Origin of the sequence: Tsuneonella dongtanensis (assembly GCF_001698205.1) — a bacterium.
Classification (GTDB): domain Bacteria; phylum Pseudomonadota; class Alphaproteobacteria; order Sphingomonadales; family Sphingomonadaceae; genus Tsuneonella; species Tsuneonella dongtanensis.
Genome location: NZ_CP016591.1, coordinates 2,459,262 through 2,475,334, shown reverse-complemented (window position 1 = coordinate 2,475,334; position 16,073 = coordinate 2,459,262). Strand labels below are relative to the sequence as shown.

Genomic DNA, 16,073 nt, shown 5'->3' with positions numbered 1-16,073 from the left:
GCGGTCAGACGCCGTGCAGCCAGCGCGTCTGGTTGCCGAAGCTCAGGATTGGCCGGTAATCATGGCTCGGCGCGGCGTCGAGCACTTCGTCGGTCGCGTTGTCGAGCATCCGGTAACCCATGTCCGTGCGAACGATCAGCACCGCATGATCGGCGTTGCGGACGAGGTCGCGGGCGATGGTCAGCATCATGTCGTCGTGCGGCACGCCCGCGGCCGCGAGCAACTGCATCTTGACGAGGGCGATGTCCTCGCAATCGCCGCGTCCTGCCTTCAGCGTCTTGCGTGCGCCCGCCCAGAAGTCGCTCCGTCCATACTGGACGCTGTCCTCGGTATACTTGATCCGCTGGTTGGCCCAGCGGTTGACGGCAGTAAGGGCATCTTCCCGGCTGGCAGGCAGTGCGCCGATGTGCCGCTTGAGCTGAGTGGCGGACAGCGTTTCGCTCCGCACCCGTTTCCAGTCCCTGTCGAAGGTCGTGTTTCCGATGCGAACACGCTTGCTCGCCAGGAAGTTTTCCGGATCGAAGCTCAGGGTCGACAGGGCCGATCGCGCGCCGGAAGTGGGCGCGGTGCGCAGGGCGGCGAGGCCGTTGCACGCGGAGGGGGGGGCGGAGGCGTCGATACCGGGAGACAGCGTAGCCGTCGGCAGACTTGCCTCGGCGATCTGAACCCCGTTTCCGGCTGGTACCGCTGCCACTGCGGCCTGCTGCACCCGGATGGCATCGAGTGCACTCGGAGCGCCGCCGAGAACCGCGGCGCTCTTGGTGATCGGGCTGGCCGGCGCGAGCGCGGGCGACAGCGGCCTGGCGTCCATGACGCAGCCGGACACCGCGTCGATCACTGCCGGCAGCGCTATCGCATGAACGGAAGCGTTCGCCGGCGATGCGAAAGTGCCCAGCGCAAGTGCGGAAGCGCCCGCAGCGATGCGAGAAACGAGAGAAAGGGAGAGGTGGCCCTTGTCCATGCCACCCCGGATAAGGGGGGCAGGTAAGGGTAGAGTGACGAGACGGGGTTAACGCCGCGGTTACGAAAGCGGCGCGGAGGCGGCCTCCGCGCCGCGCCAACACAGGCAAGGGATTGCTTGCGACTTCGCCCAGCCGCTATCGCCTTTGGTTGTAACATAATTGCCTCAGGTTATGAGAATGCGCGGCGACGCTATTTCCTTTCCATGCAAACTGATATCCGCCAGCGAACAACCTTATCCAGGGGGTCTCTATGCGTTTGTTCAATCACCTTCGCCTCGCGTTGTTCTCCACCACGGCGGTGAGCAGTTTCGCATTTGCGCCTGCAGTGTTAGCGCAGGATGCGGGGGTGGCGGAGAACAACGCCTCAACTGAGGGAACAATCGTCGTCACCGGCACCCGCGTCGTGCGCGACGGATTCGAAGCGCCGACCCCGGTGCAGGTGCTGACCGAAGAGGACATCGAGAACTCCTCGCCAACGAACAACATCGCCGACTTCGTCAACCAGCTTCCGGCGCTCGCTGCATCGATCCGGCCGTCGAACTCGCGGCTCGAACTCAGCAACGGCCAGGCAGGCATCAACGCGCTCAACCTGCGCAGCCTCGGCACCGTGCGAACGCTGGTGCTCGTGAACGGCCGACGCTCTGTTGGCTCAACTGCGAATGGCATCGTGGACGTGAACACGATTCCCCAGTCCCTCGTGCAGCGCGTCGAAGTGGTGACTGGCGGTGCCTCGGCCGCGTACGGCTCTGACGCGGTCGCGGGTGTGACCAACTTCATCCTCAACAACGAGTACGAGGGCATTAAAGTGGGGGCCGATGCCGGCATCACCCACCGCGGCGACGGCTTCAACTATTCGGCCGACGCGACGGCAGGCTTTGCCTTCGCCGACGGTCGCGCACGGTTGATCGTCGCGGGCGAAATCGCCCACACCGACGGTATCTTCTCCATTGATCCTATCGAACGCGCGTGGAACCATCAGGGCTTCGTGCGGATCACCAATCCAGCCTGGTCCGCCAACGCGACCGTGCCGCGGTACCTTTTCCGCACGATGGTCGGCGCGGCCAACTCGACGCCGGGCGGCCTGATTACCGGGTCTTCGGGCGGCACCCCGCTCTGTGGCACCTACTTCGGCCAAGGCGGATCGATCAACCAGTACCAATACGGCAGCCTCGTGTTTCCCTCTCCGGCCTGCTCGTCGACCCCCTCGCTAAACCAGGGCGGTGACTGGCGGGTCAACGATTCGGGCCGCCGCATCGGCCTCAGCCCCGAGGAAGACCGCTGGGGCGTGTTCGGCCGCCTGAGCTTCGACATCACCGACGGCGTCCGCCTGTTCGGCGAGGCATCGTTCAACCGCCAGGAAACGCTGTTCAATGCCGGTCCCAACCTGATGACCGGCCTGTCGATCCGTGCTTCCAATTGCGGCACCGGGGCGACCGCCCCGATCAGCTGCAACGCATTCCTGTACCGGACGCTGGGCTCAGCGGCTCTCGCCGGGCGCAACACGGTGACGCTAGCGACCACCGCTGCGGACCTTCCGGGGCGCGGCACTAACAACGAGCGCAAGGTCGAACGCTACACGATCGGTGCGGAAGGCGATTTTGAGGCCTTCGGACGGCCCGCGCAGTGGGATATCTACGGGCAGTACGGCCGCGCGGACCTGCACGAACAGCTGATCAACATCCAGCAGACCACCCGCCGCAACGTCGCCATCGACGCGGTATTCGCCCCGGCCGGGAACGAGAGCGGCCTTCCGGTCGGCTCGATCCAGTGCCGGATCAACGTCGACGGCGATACGACAAACAATGACGCCGCTTGCCGTCCGCTCAACCTGCTCGGATTGGGCGTGTCGTCGGCGGATGCGATCGACTACGTCCTCGGCGATCCTTACCGCGACCAGTTCCTCAAGCAGACGGTGGCGGGCGCGAACTTGTCGCTCAACCCATTCGCCACATGGGCGGGCGACGTTAGCATCGCGGTTGGCGCGGAGTATCGAAAGGAAGAAATCGACGGCTTCGTGCCGCAGGAATTCCAGCCGGTCGTGAACGCCAACGGCTCGACGACGAGCCTGTGGTCGGTGGGCAATTATCGTCCCAGCAAGGGCAGCTACAATGTCAAAGAAGCCTATCTTGAAACCGTGATACCGCTCGGCTTCGGGCTGGACTTCAACGGTGCGATCCGCGGTACGGACTATTCAACCTCGGGTTTCGTCACGACCTGGAAGCTGGGCGCGACGTGGCAACCAATCGACGACATCCTGCTGCGCGCCAATCGTTCGCGCGACATTCGCGCGCCAAATCTGAACGAATTGTTCCAGGCGGGCACTGCGAACACTTCGACCGTAACCAACCCTTACTTTGTCGCGGGACAGATGAATCCCGGACCCGGTACGGGCATTTACGGGCCTAGCCTGTCCTACCTCGGCACCGTTACTGGCAACCTCAACCTGCGGCCGGAGAAAGCCGATTCGTACAGCTTCGGCGCCGTTCTCACTCCGCGCTTCGTACCCGGGTTAAGTTTCTCGGCGGATTACTGGCGGGTGAAAGTCACGGACGCGATCGACAGCCTGAGCGCGGACGATATCGTCAATCGCTGCTTCGAAGGATTGGCGGACTACTGCGCCGCCATCACTCCCGATCCGAACGTTGCCGGGCGCGTCCTGATCAGCCGTTCACCGTTCAATTTCGCGAGCATCCTTATCCGCGGGATCGACTTCGAAGCGGCCTATCGCGCGTCGCTCGGTGCGGGCAATTTGAACATCCGCGGGCTGGCGACGCGTTATCTCGAGAACACCGTCACCACCGGCGTACCGGGTTTCACCCCGTTCGATTCGGTCGGCACGCTGGGCATCGGCACGGGTTCGCAGTCGATCGTGCCGAAGTGGATCTACCGCGTCAGCGCCGCCTATGACACGGATGATTACACCCTGACCGCGGTGGCCCGCGGGGTCGGCGACGGGCGCTACGACGCGACCGGCATCGAATGCGGATCGAGCGGCTGTCCGGTCTCGACCAACCAGTTCCCGACCTATGAGGACAACAGCATCGATGGAGTAACCTACGTCGACTTCAACGCGACGTTCAAGTTCGACGCGTTCGGTGGCAAGAATGGAGAATTTTTTGTCAATGTGACGAATCTGTTCGACACCGACCCGATCGTCCTGCCGGAAACAGGTCTCGCGGCGAACAGTACATACAGCGACTTGCTCGGACGCGCCTATCGCGTCGGGGTACGGCTTAAACTGCGTTGATCGAGTGGCTGGCTGGCGCGCAAACCAATTGCGCCAGCCAGCGTTACGCGCGAAACCACGGGCGTGACCGCCGATCTGGCCATTCCCGCCACCACGCCATTCGGCGGGATGAGCCGCTCGCGCGTGCAGGCGCTCTACCTGCTGCTCGGCTTTTCCGCCGGCCTGCCCTTCTACATGTTCAATGCTGTGCTGACGCTACGTCTGGCGCAGCACGGGATCGACATCGCCATCGTCGGTTTCTTTGCCTGGATCGCATTGCTGCCGACGTTCAAGTTCCTCTGGGCGCCGCTGCTCGAGCGGTTCGATGTCCCGGGTTTCACCGGGTTCTGGGGACGACGCCGCGGCTGGCTGATGCTCGCGCAACTCGGCATCGTCAGCTCGATGGTGGGAATGGCGGCGACCGCCGACGATGCCAGTTTGCCACTCACCGCGCTGTTCGCGGTGACGCTCGCTTTCTGGACCACCACGCTGGAGATCGCCGCGGACGGCTGGCGGATCGAGCTGGCCCCGACCCAGACCGAGCAAGGGCCGGTCGTGGCGGCGAACCTGTGGGGATATCGCAGCGCCATGGTCGCGGCGGGCAGCGGTGCAGCTTTCATCGCGGCGAGGGCCGACTGGGCGGCCGCCTATCTGGGCATTGCCCTGCTCGCGTTTCTCCCGTTCCCGATACTCGCGGCCATGCGGGCGGAGGAGGGGGCCCGTGCCCGCCGGGTAACCGCTTTGGGCGGAGGGCTTGCCGCCGGGGCTATGTTCCTCCTGGCGGTCACCGCGCTCACCGCGGTCGCGGGCTGGGCCGCGCTGTCGCTGGCCGCTTGGGCGGGGATCGATTCCCGAACCAATGTTACTCCGTGGGCCCTTGCGATTTGCATGCTGCCGTTCATTGCGATGGCGCTTGCGTTACCGCGTATCCGCAGGATGGGACCGGACGCTCCGTGGCGGCGGTCGGCTACTGTCGGCCCCTACGTCGATATCTTCTGGCGCTTCGGGTTCGGTACCCTCGCGGTGCTGGCATTTGTTTCGCTCTACCGCGTCGGTGACGTGCTTGCGCTCACGCTCTCGCACCCGCTGTGGGACGCGCGAGGATATTCGCTCGACCAGATCGGTATCGCCGATGGTTTCGTCGCGCTCCCCTCCAGTATGCTCGGAGTGGCGCTGGGCGGATGGATGGCGGCGAAATGGCCGCTCGGGCGTACGCTGGCGATCGGCGCGGTTCTCGCCGCCGCGGGCAACCTGATCTACGCCTGGCTATGGTGGGCCGCGCCGGAGGGGTGGAGGCTTTATTGCTCGGTCGCGCTCGACCAGTTCGGCAATGGCTTCGCAGGCACCGTGTTCGTCGTCTACCTGTCGATGCTGGTGAATCCGCGTTTCCCTGCGGCACAATACGCGTTCCTGTCGGGCTTCGCTTTCCTCCTCGCGCGGCTTCTGGCGGGCGCATCGGGCACCATGCAGAAGGAGATCGGCTATGACGGATTCTTCATCCTCAGCGGCGCGGTCTCGCTCGTGGCGATCGTGCTGATCCCGGTGATCGTGCGCGTCCGCGCACGCCAGCCGGACGTGCCGGCATGATCGACGAGGTCGCCGCCCGCGCGTTCGAAGTCGTGCGCCCGGCACTTCCGGCCATTCCCGGCGCAACACTCGGCGTCGTGAGCGGGTCCGGCGAGCGCGCGGTGCTGCTCGATGGGTTTGCGGCAGTCGAACCAGAGCGGGAAGTGCTGACGCGCGATCACTGGTTCGACCTCGCGTCGCTATCCAAGGTGATCGCCACAACGACGATGATCCTCGAACTGGCCGAGCAGGGCCGTCTCGATCTCGACGCATTCATCACCTCGGCCATCCCCGACTTGCGGCAGTACGATGAAGTCGGCGCGGCCGAACGACGGCTGACCTTCCGTGATCTCCTGGCGCACCGGACTCATCTGCCTGCGGTTTTCCCGACCTACACCTACGGCAAGGACCCCGCGACGCTGCGCGCATTCATTCTCCAGCGCGAATGGTCAAAGGGTCCGCCCGTCTATTCGGACATCAACTTCATCCTGCTCGGCATTGCCATCGAGCGGCTGACCGGTGCCGAAATGCGCGACTGGCCGCTGGGTGAGGGACTGAGCTACGGGCCCCCGCCGGGCCCGGCCGTCGCCACCGAGCGCTGTTCGTGGCGCGGCCGCGTGATGAGGGGCGAGGTTCACGATGAGAACTGCTATGCCCTCGGCGGGGCGACCGGGCACGCAGGCCTTTTCGGCACGGTCGGCGGGGTGCTCGATTTTGCGCAAGGCCTGCTCGACGGAAGCGGCGCGAGCCCATTCGTGATCGAGGGCATCCGGGAGCGGCACGGTGAAGAGCGGACGCTCGGCTGGGAAGCGCGCTTTCGCGGCTGGCAGGGCGGCGACGCCTGTTCGGAAGCGACCATCGGGCATACCGGCTTCACCGGCACGGGTCTCTGGATCGATTTCGAGCGCGGCCTTGCCTGGACCCTGCTGACCAACCGCGTGCACCCGACGCGCCACGTGGACAACGGTATCTTCGAATTGCGGCCTGCGACCGGCGACGCCGTGATCGCCGCTTTCGACGCGCTCAGTTAGCCGCGGCGATGGCCAGCAGGGCGCGGTCCATGAACTGGGTTGCGCGGACCGCCTCCGGCACATCGTTGGCGTAGATCGCGAACGTGAGTGCGCGCCCGCTCGCACCGGTCATGTAGCCCGCCAGCGCATTGGTTGCGTTCAGCGTTCCGGTCTTGGCGAATATCCGCTCGGCAAGCGCTGTTCCGGCAAAGCGCCTGCTGAGCGTGCCATCGACGCCGCCTACTGGCAGGGACGCGCGGAATTCTGCACCCCATGCCTGGCCAGCGACCCAGTCGAGCAAACGGACCGTCGCGCGCGGGGTTACGCGGTTGTAAGTCGACATGCCCGATCCATCGGACAGGCTTACGGTCCCTTCCGGCACTCCCGCTCTAACGAGCATCCCCGTCACGGCCGCCTGCCCATCGGCGATGGAGCAAGTGCCCCGAATGCAGCCGGTGCGTCGAAGGAGAAGCTCTGCGTAAAGGTTCTGACTGACCTTGTTCACTGTCCGGACTGTCTCGCCGATGGGCGGGGTCTCGACCTGAGCGAGTGCGGCAACAGCGGGTACCCGCACTGGCGGCGCATCGCCTCGCACTGCCGGATCATCCGAGGGAAGCAGCGGACGGTAGCGCGAGGACACCTCGCCGGTCACGCGGACACCGCGTACTCGGAGCATCTCGGCCAGGCGCCAGGCGGCGTAGTGCGCCGGATCGTCGACACCCAGCCTCAGCGTTTCGGGCTTCGCGTCCACTCCGATTGATCCCGTGAGGACGAGCTCGCGTCCGTTGGGCGCACGATCATATCCGAGTTCGACCTTGTTGCCGGGTACCGTAGTGGCGAGGTTCATCAGCGAATAGTACGACGGAAGCGTGACCGCCGGTAGTTCCCCAAGTTTGCCCGGGGCCACGCTGGCGAGTATCTCGTTGTCGTCGATCGACAGAGCGGAAATTCCCGTGCCCGAACGCGTCGGGATGTTGTTCCAGCTCATCCCCGGGCTCCAGCGTTGGTCAGGGAAGGCGGCCGCGTCGCCCACCACGTTGCGGACCCGGCGCGTCCTTTTAGCGACGGCATCGGCAAGCGTTGCGAGGCAGTCGGTCGCGCAATCGGGAGCAGCTGACAGGTGCGGGTCGCCGCGGCCTTCCAGGATCACATCCTGCGCCTTACCTGTCCGGCTGATCCGCACCCGCGCGCCAGTGCCGGCGGCTTCCGGGAGCTGACCCTGCGCTACTGCGTCCATCGCTGCTGCGGTGGTGAATATCTTGGTGTTCGAGGCCGGAACGAAGCGCTTGTCCGGATCGATCGACAGGACCTCGCGCCCCTGCCCATCGGTCACCATCAGGCCCCAGCTCGTGGCCGGTCCGGCTTCGTCAAGGATCGAGGTGACTTCGTCCTTGAGCGCGTCTTGCGCGCCCACGGGAGCGGCGATCAGGGCAAGCGGGGCAGCGAAAGACAACAGGCGCATCGGGTCCGAACCTAGAGGGCGGTGTCCGGTTGGCAAGCGGCCTCCATGCCATGCCTTCGCCCGGCCATAACCCCCGAGCATTGATGCGCCCGCGCGGGGGTTGCTGCGCTTCGGCGGCCCCGTCACACTCGACGGCATGACGCGAATGTTGCGCCGTTTTTTCAGGACGTTCCAGTTCGGACTGGCCGCCTCGTTCATGGCGGCGCCGCTTGTACCTGCCTTCGGGGAGAATGTAATGCTGATCGAAGGAGCGCGCGTGTTCGACGGAACCGGCGCCAAGGCGCGGGTCGCCAAAGTGCTGGTGCGCGATGGGCGGATTGTTGCGATCGGCCCGGATGTTGAGGCGCCGACGGACGTCGAGCGGGTCGACGGTCGCGGAAAGACGCTGATTCCCGGGCTGTTCGACCTGCACACCCACACCCGCTCGCCGGCCTACCAGGCGCCGGAGGACTTGCCCAAGGCCTGGGCCGGATACCTTCTCAACGGCGTGACCACGATCAACGACTTCTCTGTTTCCGGCGAGATGATCGCGCCGATCCGCGCGCTGGTCGAGAAACCGGGCGGCTTCTGGGCGCCGCATCTCAACCAGGCCATCCGCTTCGGCGTGCCCGGCGGGCACGGGACCGAGTACGGCTGGGGCAGCTTCTTCACCATGCAGACCACGACGGCGCGTGCCGCCCATTTCCTGATGCCGCGCGCGCTGTCCTACGATCCCGATCTGATCAAGGTTTTCGCCGACGGCTGGCGCTATGGCCGGGATCCGGACGTCATGTCCATGAACGAGCACACGCTCAGCGCCATCGTCAAGGATGCCCACGCCGCCGGCAAGCCGGTGATCACGCATACCGTGACTCTTGAAGGAGCCAAGGTGGCCGCAGCCGCCGGGGTCGACGCCGTCGGACACGGCGTTGGCGATGCATTGATCGACGACGAGCTCATTAAACTCATGCGGCGCAAGGGCACGGCCTACATCGCCACGCTGGTCGTTTACGAGCCGCAACAGGAGCGCGTGTTGAGCGCGGCGGAGCTGGACGGCCTCGACGCAGGTGAACGCGCGGACGAGGTCAACCGCCGCGGCGGGCCGATCCGAGAATACGATACGAAGCGCTGGAAGATCATGCGCGAGAACATCGGCAGGCTGAAGAAGGCGAACATCCCCATCGGCATCGGTTCCGATGCCGGGATCGGCGGGGTTTATCACGGTCACGGCGCTGTCCGCGAAATCTGGTGGTTGGCACAGCTTGGCCTCTCGCCCGCCGAAGCGCTGGTCGCAGCCACGAAGACCAGCGCCGAGATCATCGACAAGGACGGCGACCGCGGGACGATCGAGCCGGGAAAGCGCGCCGACCTCGTGTTGGTAGACGGCTCTCCTGACAAGGACATCGACGACATCTGGAAGGTCGCTCGGGTCTGGCAGGACGGGCGCGAGGTGCCGCTCGCCGAGCTTCGCGCGATGCGCGACCGGCCCGAAACGAGCGCAATGCCGGTCGAGCCGATGACAGGTCCGGTGCTGAGCCAGGCGCGCGAGGACGGGCGAACCGACCTCGACACGCTTCCGGTGGCGACCACCGACCCCGGCATCGATCACTCGCACCTGATCGCGGTCGACAAGCCGGGCGGGAAGCCGGTTTTCCTCGCCGCCCAGATGGGCGCATCGCCGAGGCCTTACGTTCAGTGGGTGCTGCCACTCACGCGCGGACCGATCAACGTCGCGGATGCGAGCGGGTTCACGGGTGTGGAGCTCATCGTCAGGGGCGAGGGTGATTACCGGATGGTGATCGAAAGCTACGGCCTCGACGGCAGCGAGTGGTTCGCCGCGCCGTTTGCACCGAAGGAAGAAGCGCACGCGATCCGCTTGCCGTTCGAGCGCTTCCGTAGCCGCAGCAAGGAAGCCGTTCTCGACCTAAAGCAACTCCGCGCGCTCCGCGTGCATCTGGCGGGCAAGACCGGCGAAACTGCCTCGCTCGAAGTCGATACGATCCGTTTCTATCGGGATTAGGCGGGGCAACGTCCCGGCGGCGGGGTACGGCGGAGGGCTTTGCCTGCCGCGGCTCCCGTCAGCGAGCCCGCATCCACCGCCAGTTGGCCGTTGACCACGACCGTCCGCATTCCGCTCGCAACGAGTTGCGGCTCCTCGTATGTCGCGCCCGCGGCAAAGGTCGCAGGATCGAACACCGCGATGTCGGCAAAATGGCCTGGCTTGAGGCGGCCGCGCTCTTTCAGTCCGAGGAAGTCGGCCGTCACAGCGGTGCTGCGATCGACGAACTCCCGTGTCGAAATCACGCGGCGTTCCTTCGCATAGACGGCGAACTTCCGGGCGAAGCTGCCGTACATCCGCGGATGACCGCCCGACGCGTCGGACCCCGTCATCGTCCAAGGTTGGCGCATGAAAGTGGCGATGTCGCTTTCGGCCATGTTGAAGCTCACCACACTGACGTCGGCTTCGCGGATAATCGCCGTCGCGGCGGCAAGCGGGTCCGTGCCGGTGGCAATTGCGATTTCGCTTAACCGGCGGCCTTTCCAGGGGCCTTCGACGACGAGGAGGCTGTCCGGTCCCCCGCGGCGGCGCAGATTGTCGGCCATCCCCTCGCGCACGACAGGGTCGCCGAGCCGCGCGAGCATTGCCGGACGCCCGCCGGCTTGCGCGGCGAGAGGTACGAGCGAGGCGACCATGCTGGTTCCGCTCGCCTCCCACGGGTACTGGTTGGCCGTAACGTCGAGCCCCTCCGCGCGCGCCTTCTCGATCCGGGCCACGATCGAAGGAGCCATCCCGTGCAGGTCCACGCCGAGCGCCTTGATGTGCGAGATGTGGACCGGAATTCCCGCCTCGCGCGCGATCGCGATCGTTTCGTCCACCGCGGCTGTAAGGCCGACGGTGTAGTTCGATTCGTCGCGCAGGTGCGTATCGTAGACGCCACCCAGTTCTCCTGCGACATGGGCGAGGGCGACGACTTCGGGCTTCTCGGAGAAGCTCTGTGGTGCGTAAAAAAGCCCTGTGGAAAGGCCCAACGCGCCCTCGCACATCGCCTTGCGGACAAGCGTCCTCTCCCTCTCGAGCTCATCGGGCAAGGGCGCGCGGCGGGCATTGCCGATCACCTGCTGCCTGATGGTTCCGAACCCGGTGAAAGCGGCGAAGTTGATGCCGGGCGGCCGTCCAGATGCGCCGGCGAGCAGGTTGTCCATCTCAACCGGGCCGCGCCCGTCGCTGCCGATCACTGCGGTAGTGACGCCTTGCATGAGGAATGGCTCGACAAGCCGGGTCCGCGGTTCCTCGCTGGTCAACCAGCCGTCCATGTGCGTGTGCGGGTCGATGAAGCCGGGCGCGACGATCATTCCGCGCGCGTCGATGGTCCGCGCCGCGTTGACCGACAGACGGGGGCCGAGTGCGACTATCCGCTCGCCGCGCACCGCCAGGTCGCCGATGAAAGGATCCGCGCCGCCCGGATAGATGGTGCCGCCGGCGATAAGCAGGTCCACGTCCGCGGGACTTACAGTGGTGCACGATGCGGTGAGGGCGGTACACAGGAGGAGCGGAAGCCGCTTCAACCCCAGAAACCTTCCTCGGGTGGATGCATCGTGCCGTTCGCTTCCCATACGCCTCCCGGGCGATCGTCGGCCAGCCACAGGGGGCCGTCAAGGTCGGCCCAATCGGCCATCTGCGCGACGTGGAGCGCCGGGGCGATGCCGAGTGATGAGCAGACCATGCATCCGCTCATCAAGCCCATGCCCCGTTCACGTGCCGCCTTCGCCAGTTCAAGCGCGGCGGTGAGCCCACCGGTCTTGTCCAGCTTGACGTTGATCGCCTGGTAGCGCGCCGCGACGCTGTCGAGATCGTCGACGGTGTGCACCGATTCGTCGGCGCAGATTGGGACGGGCCCGCGAAAGCCCGCGAGCCAGCCGTCTTCCTCTGCCTTGCACGGCTGTTCGAGAACGTCGACGCGGCACTCGGCGAGCACGGGCATCGCCGCGCGGACAAGCGCCTCGTCCCAACTCTCGTTGGGATCGACAATCAGCGCAGCGTCTGGTGCAGCGGCGCGCACCGCGCGGATCATCGCGAGCGGTTCGGTCGCATCGACCTTTACCTTGAGCAGCGGTGCATCGGAAATTGCGGCGGCCGCCTCGGCCATTATCCGCGGCGTGTCGATGACTATCGTCAGGGCAGTCGGCACGGGGCCGGGCTCCGCCACTCCCAGCATCTGGGCCACGCTTCGGCGCGACTGCTTGGCCGTAAGGTCCCAGATCGCGCAGTCCACCGCATTCCGCGCCGCGCCCGCTCGCATGCCCGAGAGAATTTCGGCGACGCTCGCCCCGCCTTCGATCGCTGCCCGCGCATCCTCGATCTCCGCGAGCGAACTCTCGATGCTTTCGCCATATCGCGGATAGGGTACGCCCTCGCCGCGCCCGGTCACGCCGTCCATCGCGACTTCGACCGTGACCACTTCGGCGACGGTCTTGATGCCGCGCGAAATGCGGAAGGGCCGGCTCAGCGCGAAGCGATCGGCGCGGGCTTTGAGCGTTCGTGACACAGCAGGTTGTCGATGATCGCCTCGACCCCGAAGCGATAGGGATCGGTGCAGGGCAGTCCGAGCAGGTGGCCGGCTTCGCCGCACAGCCGCTGCGCCTCGGCCTCGGAAAAGCTCGAGGTGTTGAGGCAGATTCCTGCCGCGCGGACATTGGGGCTGGTCAGCCGGGCAACCTGGAGGTTGGCTGCCAGGCACTCGGCGAGCCCCGGCATGGGCCGTTCGGGAAGGCCGCGGATGCCCTTGCGCGCAGGATCGTGACACAGGACGAGCGCTTCGGGTTGCGCACCGTGAAGGAGCCCGGTCGAAACCCCCGCGAACGAGGGATGGAACAGCGAGCCCTGGCCCTCGATCACATCCCACCCGCCGTCATCTCGCGCGGGTGCGAGGTATTCGATCGCACCCGAGATGAAGTCGGCAATCACCGCGTCGAGCGGCACGCCGCCGCCGGCGATGAGAATGCCGGTCTGGCCCGTTGCGCGGAAATCCGCTGTCTGGCCGCTTGCCCGCAGTCCATCGACCAGTGCGAGCGACGCGTACATCTTGCCCACCGAACAGTCCGTGCCGACGGTCAATATCCGCCGTCCTGCGCGGGGGCGGCCGGTGCCCACCGGCAGATTGGCCGGCGGATCGCGCACGTCGAACAGGGCGAGACCCCGGGCGTTGGCGATCGCGACCAGCTCGGGCACCGCGTTGAGCCGGTGGTGCAGACCCGATGCGACATTGAGCCCGGCCTCGAGCGCGGCCTTCGCATCGGCGATCATCGGTAGGTCCATCGTCCCGCCAGCATTGGCGACGCCGAGCACGAGCGTGCGGGCACCCGCTGCTGCGCCTTCGGCAATCGACATGCGCGGCAGACCGAGCGTTAGCGGGCAATCGTCATGGCGGAATTCGCCCACGCAGTCGTGCCGACGAAACTCGGCGAGGCCGCGCGAAGTCTTGATCCCGACCGGGTCGGTCGTGTGCCCCAGATAGAGCAGGTAAGGCGCAGGTATGTTCACCGGTCCTTGCTAACCTCCGGGCGCGGGAATCCTCGCATATGGCCGTGGCGGAGTGGCATAAACGGCGGTTATGCCGGGCGGGATAGAGCGTCGATAGTCCGCGCCAGCGCCTTGAGGAAGTCGGTCGCGAGCGCGGTTGGCGGACGCTCGAGCAAGTACATCGCATTGACGTCAAACGTCAGCCGCGACTTGAGCGGACGCATGGCGAGCCCCGGAACGAGCGAGGCGCGCGCGGTCAAGTTGTCGACCACCGTCATGCCCACGCCAAGCCGGACGAGCGCCGTGGCGATATGGAATGTGCGCGCCGAGACGACTTCGTTCAATTCGACGCCGAGCCTTTCGGCCTCGTTGGTGAATATGGTGCCGACCGGTCCGCTTCCGGCAAGGCTCACGAGCGGACGTCCGGCCAGCTCCTCCAGTCCGATCCGTGAAGGAGCATCGGGCATGTCTTCCTCGCGGTAGAGCACAACCAGCTCACCCGCGCCGAGCCAGAAGCGTCCAAGCGGCGCTCCCTGGGGCACCTCATAGGCGACGACCACGTCGGTCTCCCGCTCGTAGAGCTTGCGAAGCAGGTCCGCGTGATGGACGGTCTGGAGATCGAAGCGGGTGTCCTTGTGCTTGCGCATGAACTGCGCAACCGTGACCGGCAGGGCGTCGAGCGCGATGGAGGGCAGGGCGGATACCCGCAGCAACGTGCCCGCCCCGCGCTTGAGATTGCGGCTCGCCTCACGCAGGGCATAGACCCGTTCCTGGATCTCGGAAACCTCGGCGAACAGGGTATGCGCGTCTTCTGTCGGCACAAGCCGCCCGCCGGTGCGATCGAACAACGGAAAGCCCAGTAGCGACTCGGCATGGCGCAGAACCTTCGAAACCGATGGCTGCGAAACGTTCAGCATCCGCGCCGCGGCACTGACCGAGCCGTTGACGTAGACCGCGTGGAAGACTTCGATATGGCGCAGGTTCATCGCGCACCACGATGGCCGAGCCGAAGCGGCAGGCCAAGCTTCAATCGCGCAGCAAGAGAGGATAGCGTGCCAGGATGCTCTATCGATTCACGCCTGTCGCGATCGCCCTTGTCAGCCTTGCCATGAGCGCCGCGCCCGCGAACGCGGAGGAAATTCCCCGACAGGACCCGGTCGGCTGGGCGCGGGTGACGTTCGATCGCGGCGGTATCACGAGCCAGGCCGCGGGCGGCGTGGCAGACCTCGCAACCGGCAGGCCTTTGACCGTGGAAGACCCGGCACGGGTCGCTTCGATCAGCAAGCTGGTCGTGGCGATCGGCGTCATGCGGCTAGTCGAGCAGGGCACGCTGGATCTGGACGCGGACGTGTCTCGCTACCTTAGCCGCCCGTTCCGCAACCCGACGTTTCCCGATTCGCCGATCACTCTGCGGATGCTGCTGGCCCACACCTCCAGCCTGACCGACACGGTCGATTACGTCCTGCCTTTTGATGCCGACATGTTCGGTGTCCTCGAAAACCCGCGCGCCTGGGACGCCGAGCACGCGCCGGGCAGCTATTTCCGGTACACGAACTTCAATACTCCGGTGGTCGCCTCGATCATGGAAAAGGTGACAGGCGAGCGGTTCGACCGGCTCATGAACCGCCTGGTGCTCGATCCCTTGGGGATCGAAGCGTGTTACAATTGGGCAGCGTGTTCGGACGACTTCGCGAAGCGCGCCGTGGTCCAGTACCGCGAACGCAAGCCGACCAAGGACGATCATCGAGGGCAGCCACCCGAGTGCCCGGTCACGCCGGCAAGCGACGGGTCGTGCGACCTGTCGCGCTGGAAGCCCGGCGCCAACGGAGCGACGTTCTCGCCGCAGGGCGGGCTACGGGTGTCGGTCATGGGGCTCGCGACGGTCGGCCGGCTATTGCTCAATCGAGGTAAAATCGACGGGGTGCGACTGCTGAAGCCCACTTCGGTCAAGGAAATCCTGGCCACCGAGTGGCGTTATGATGGGAGCAACGGCGACAACCAGAACGGCTTCCTCTGCCGCTATGGCCTCGCGACGCAGACCCTCGCGACACCGGAAGCGGGATGCCGCGACGATCCATTCGGCGACGGGCGCGAGCGGGTCGGCCATGCGGGCGATGCCTATGGGCTCAAGTCCGGCCTGTGGATCGATCGCAAGCGCCGGACCGGCGTTGCCTACCTTGCGACCGACGTCCTGGATGCGGACACCGGCCGTCACTCGGCCTACATGCGGATCGAGGAGGAACTCGCCCGCGGCCCGCTGGAACGCCCCTCCGCGCACGAGGACTGAGCGTCGTCCAACCACGCTTGAAATCATGATCGTTTGCGGCAATTTGTGCGTCCGCATCGA

Annotated in this window: 11 protein-coding genes; 5 read left to right on the top strand and 6 right to left on the bottom strand. The window is 65.9% G+C overall.

Annotated features, from left to right (window positions below):
* Nucleotides 1–4: 4 nt before the first annotated feature.
* Nucleotides 5–961 carry a transglutaminase-like cysteine peptidase gene (locus tag A6F68_RS12160; protein ID WP_084001811.1) on the bottom strand — a complete coding sequence of 319 codons (957 nt, stop codon included), beginning with the start codon at nt 959–961 and terminating at the stop codon, nt 5–7.
* 251 nt (nt 962–1,212) lie between these two features.
* Here A6F68_RS12160 and A6F68_RS12155 point away from each other — a divergent pair, with 251 nt between their 5' ends.
* The 3 genes from A6F68_RS12155 to A6F68_RS12145 all read left to right on the top strand — a co-directional run bounded on the left by A6F68_RS12155 (nt 1,213) and on the right by A6F68_RS12145 (nt 6,785).
* On the top strand, nt 1,213–4,209 hold the full coding sequence (locus A6F68_RS12155; protein ID WP_084001810.1) for a TonB-dependent receptor plug domain-containing protein: 2,997 nt from the start codon (nt 1,213–1,215) through the stop codon (nt 4,207–4,209).
* Between the two features lie 63 nt (nt 4,210–4,272).
* The gene (locus tag A6F68_RS12150) at nt 4,273–5,775 is read left to right on the top strand and encodes an MFS transporter (RefSeq protein WP_232308136.1); all 1,503 of its coding nucleotides are present in this window, start codon (nt 4,273–4,275) and stop codon (nt 5,773–5,775) included.
* Nucleotides 5,772–6,785 (top strand): serine hydrolase domain-containing protein, encoded by a 1,014-nt coding sequence (locus A6F68_RS12145; RefSeq protein ID WP_067680504.1) that lies wholly within the window; start codon nt 5,772–5,774, stop codon nt 6,783–6,785. The genes A6F68_RS12150 and A6F68_RS12145 overlap by 4 nt, the downstream gene beginning before the upstream one ends.
* Here A6F68_RS12145 and dacB read toward each other — a convergent pair.
* Nucleotides 6,778–8,226: a D-alanyl-D-alanine carboxypeptidase/D-alanyl-D-alanine endopeptidase gene (gene dacB / locus A6F68_RS12140; protein WP_067680501.1), complete on the bottom strand. Its 1,449-nt coding sequence runs from the start codon at nt 8,224–8,226 to the stop codon at nt 6,778–6,780. The two genes, A6F68_RS12145 and dacB, sit on opposite strands and share 8 nt — an antisense overlap.
* Nucleotides 8,227–8,461: 235 nt before the next feature.
* Between dacB and A6F68_RS12135 the strand changes: the two genes are divergently transcribed.
* A complete protein-coding gene (locus tag A6F68_RS12135) occupies nt 8,462–10,225 on the top strand; it encodes an amidohydrolase family protein (protein WP_198152603.1) in 1,764 nt (587 codons plus the stop codon).
* Here A6F68_RS12135 and A6F68_RS12130 read toward each other — a convergent pair.
* The 4 genes from A6F68_RS12130 to A6F68_RS12115 form a co-directional block, all read right to left on the bottom strand.
* On the bottom strand, nt 10,222–11,703 hold the full coding sequence (locus A6F68_RS12130; protein WP_232308135.1) for an N-acyl-D-amino-acid deacylase family protein: 1,482 nt from the start codon (nt 11,701–11,703) through the stop codon (nt 10,222–10,224). The two genes, A6F68_RS12135 and A6F68_RS12130, sit on opposite strands and share 4 nt — an antisense overlap.
* Before the next feature lie 65 nt (nt 11,704–11,768).
* Complete coding sequence (dgcA, locus tag A6F68_RS12125) at nt 11,769–12,752, bottom strand: N-acetyl-D-Glu racemase DgcA (protein ID WP_067680495.1); 984 nt, start codon at nt 12,750–12,752, stop codon at nt 11,769–11,771.
* Nucleotides 12,710–13,747: an N-acetyltransferase DgcN gene (gene dgcN, locus A6F68_RS12120; protein WP_067680492.1), complete on the bottom strand. Its 1,038-nt coding sequence runs from the start codon at nt 13,745–13,747 to the stop codon at nt 12,710–12,712. Before dgcN ends, dgcA begins: the two co-directional genes overlap by 43 nt.
* A gap of 68 nt (nt 13,748–13,815) precedes the next feature.
* Nucleotides 13,816–14,712, bottom strand: a complete 897-nt coding sequence (locus A6F68_RS12115) for a LysR family transcriptional regulator (protein WP_067680489.1) — start codon at nt 14,710–14,712, stop codon at nt 13,816–13,818.
* A gap of 74 nt (nt 14,713–14,786) precedes the next feature.
* On the opposite strand from A6F68_RS12115, the gene A6F68_RS12110 reads away from it, so the two are divergent.
* Nucleotides 14,787–16,013, top strand: a complete 1,227-nt coding sequence (locus tag A6F68_RS12110; protein WP_084001809.1) for a serine hydrolase domain-containing protein — start codon at nt 14,787–14,789, stop codon at nt 16,011–16,013.
* The last annotated feature ends 60 nt before the right edge of the window (nt 16,014–16,073 follow it).

Coding starts and splice junctions, on each gene's coding strand:
- A6F68_RS12155 (WP_084001810.1), top strand. CDS start 1,213: ATGCGTTTGTTCAATCACCTTCGCCTCGCGTTGTTCTCCACCACGGCG.
- A6F68_RS12115 (WP_067680489.1), bottom strand. CDS start 14,712: ATGAACCTGCGCCATATCGAAGTCTTCCACGCGGTCTACGTCAACGGC.
- A6F68_RS12145 (WP_067680504.1), top strand. CDS start 5,772: ATGATCGACGAGGTCGCCGCCCGCGCGTTCGAAGTCGTGCGCCCGGCA.
- A6F68_RS12160 (WP_084001811.1), bottom strand. CDS start 961: ATGGACAAGGGCCACCTCTCCCTTTCTCTCGTTTCTCGCATCGCTGCG.
- A6F68_RS12110 (WP_084001809.1), top strand. CDS start 14,787: ATGCTCTATCGATTCACGCCTGTCGCGATCGCCCTTGTCAGCCTTGCC.
- A6F68_RS12135 (WP_198152603.1), top strand. CDS start 8,462: ATGCTGATCGAAGGAGCGCGCGTGTTCGACGGAACCGGCGCCAAGGCG.
- dacB (WP_067680501.1), bottom strand. CDS start 8,226: ATGCGCCTGTTGTCTTTCGCTGCCCCGCTTGCCCTGATCGCCGCTCCC.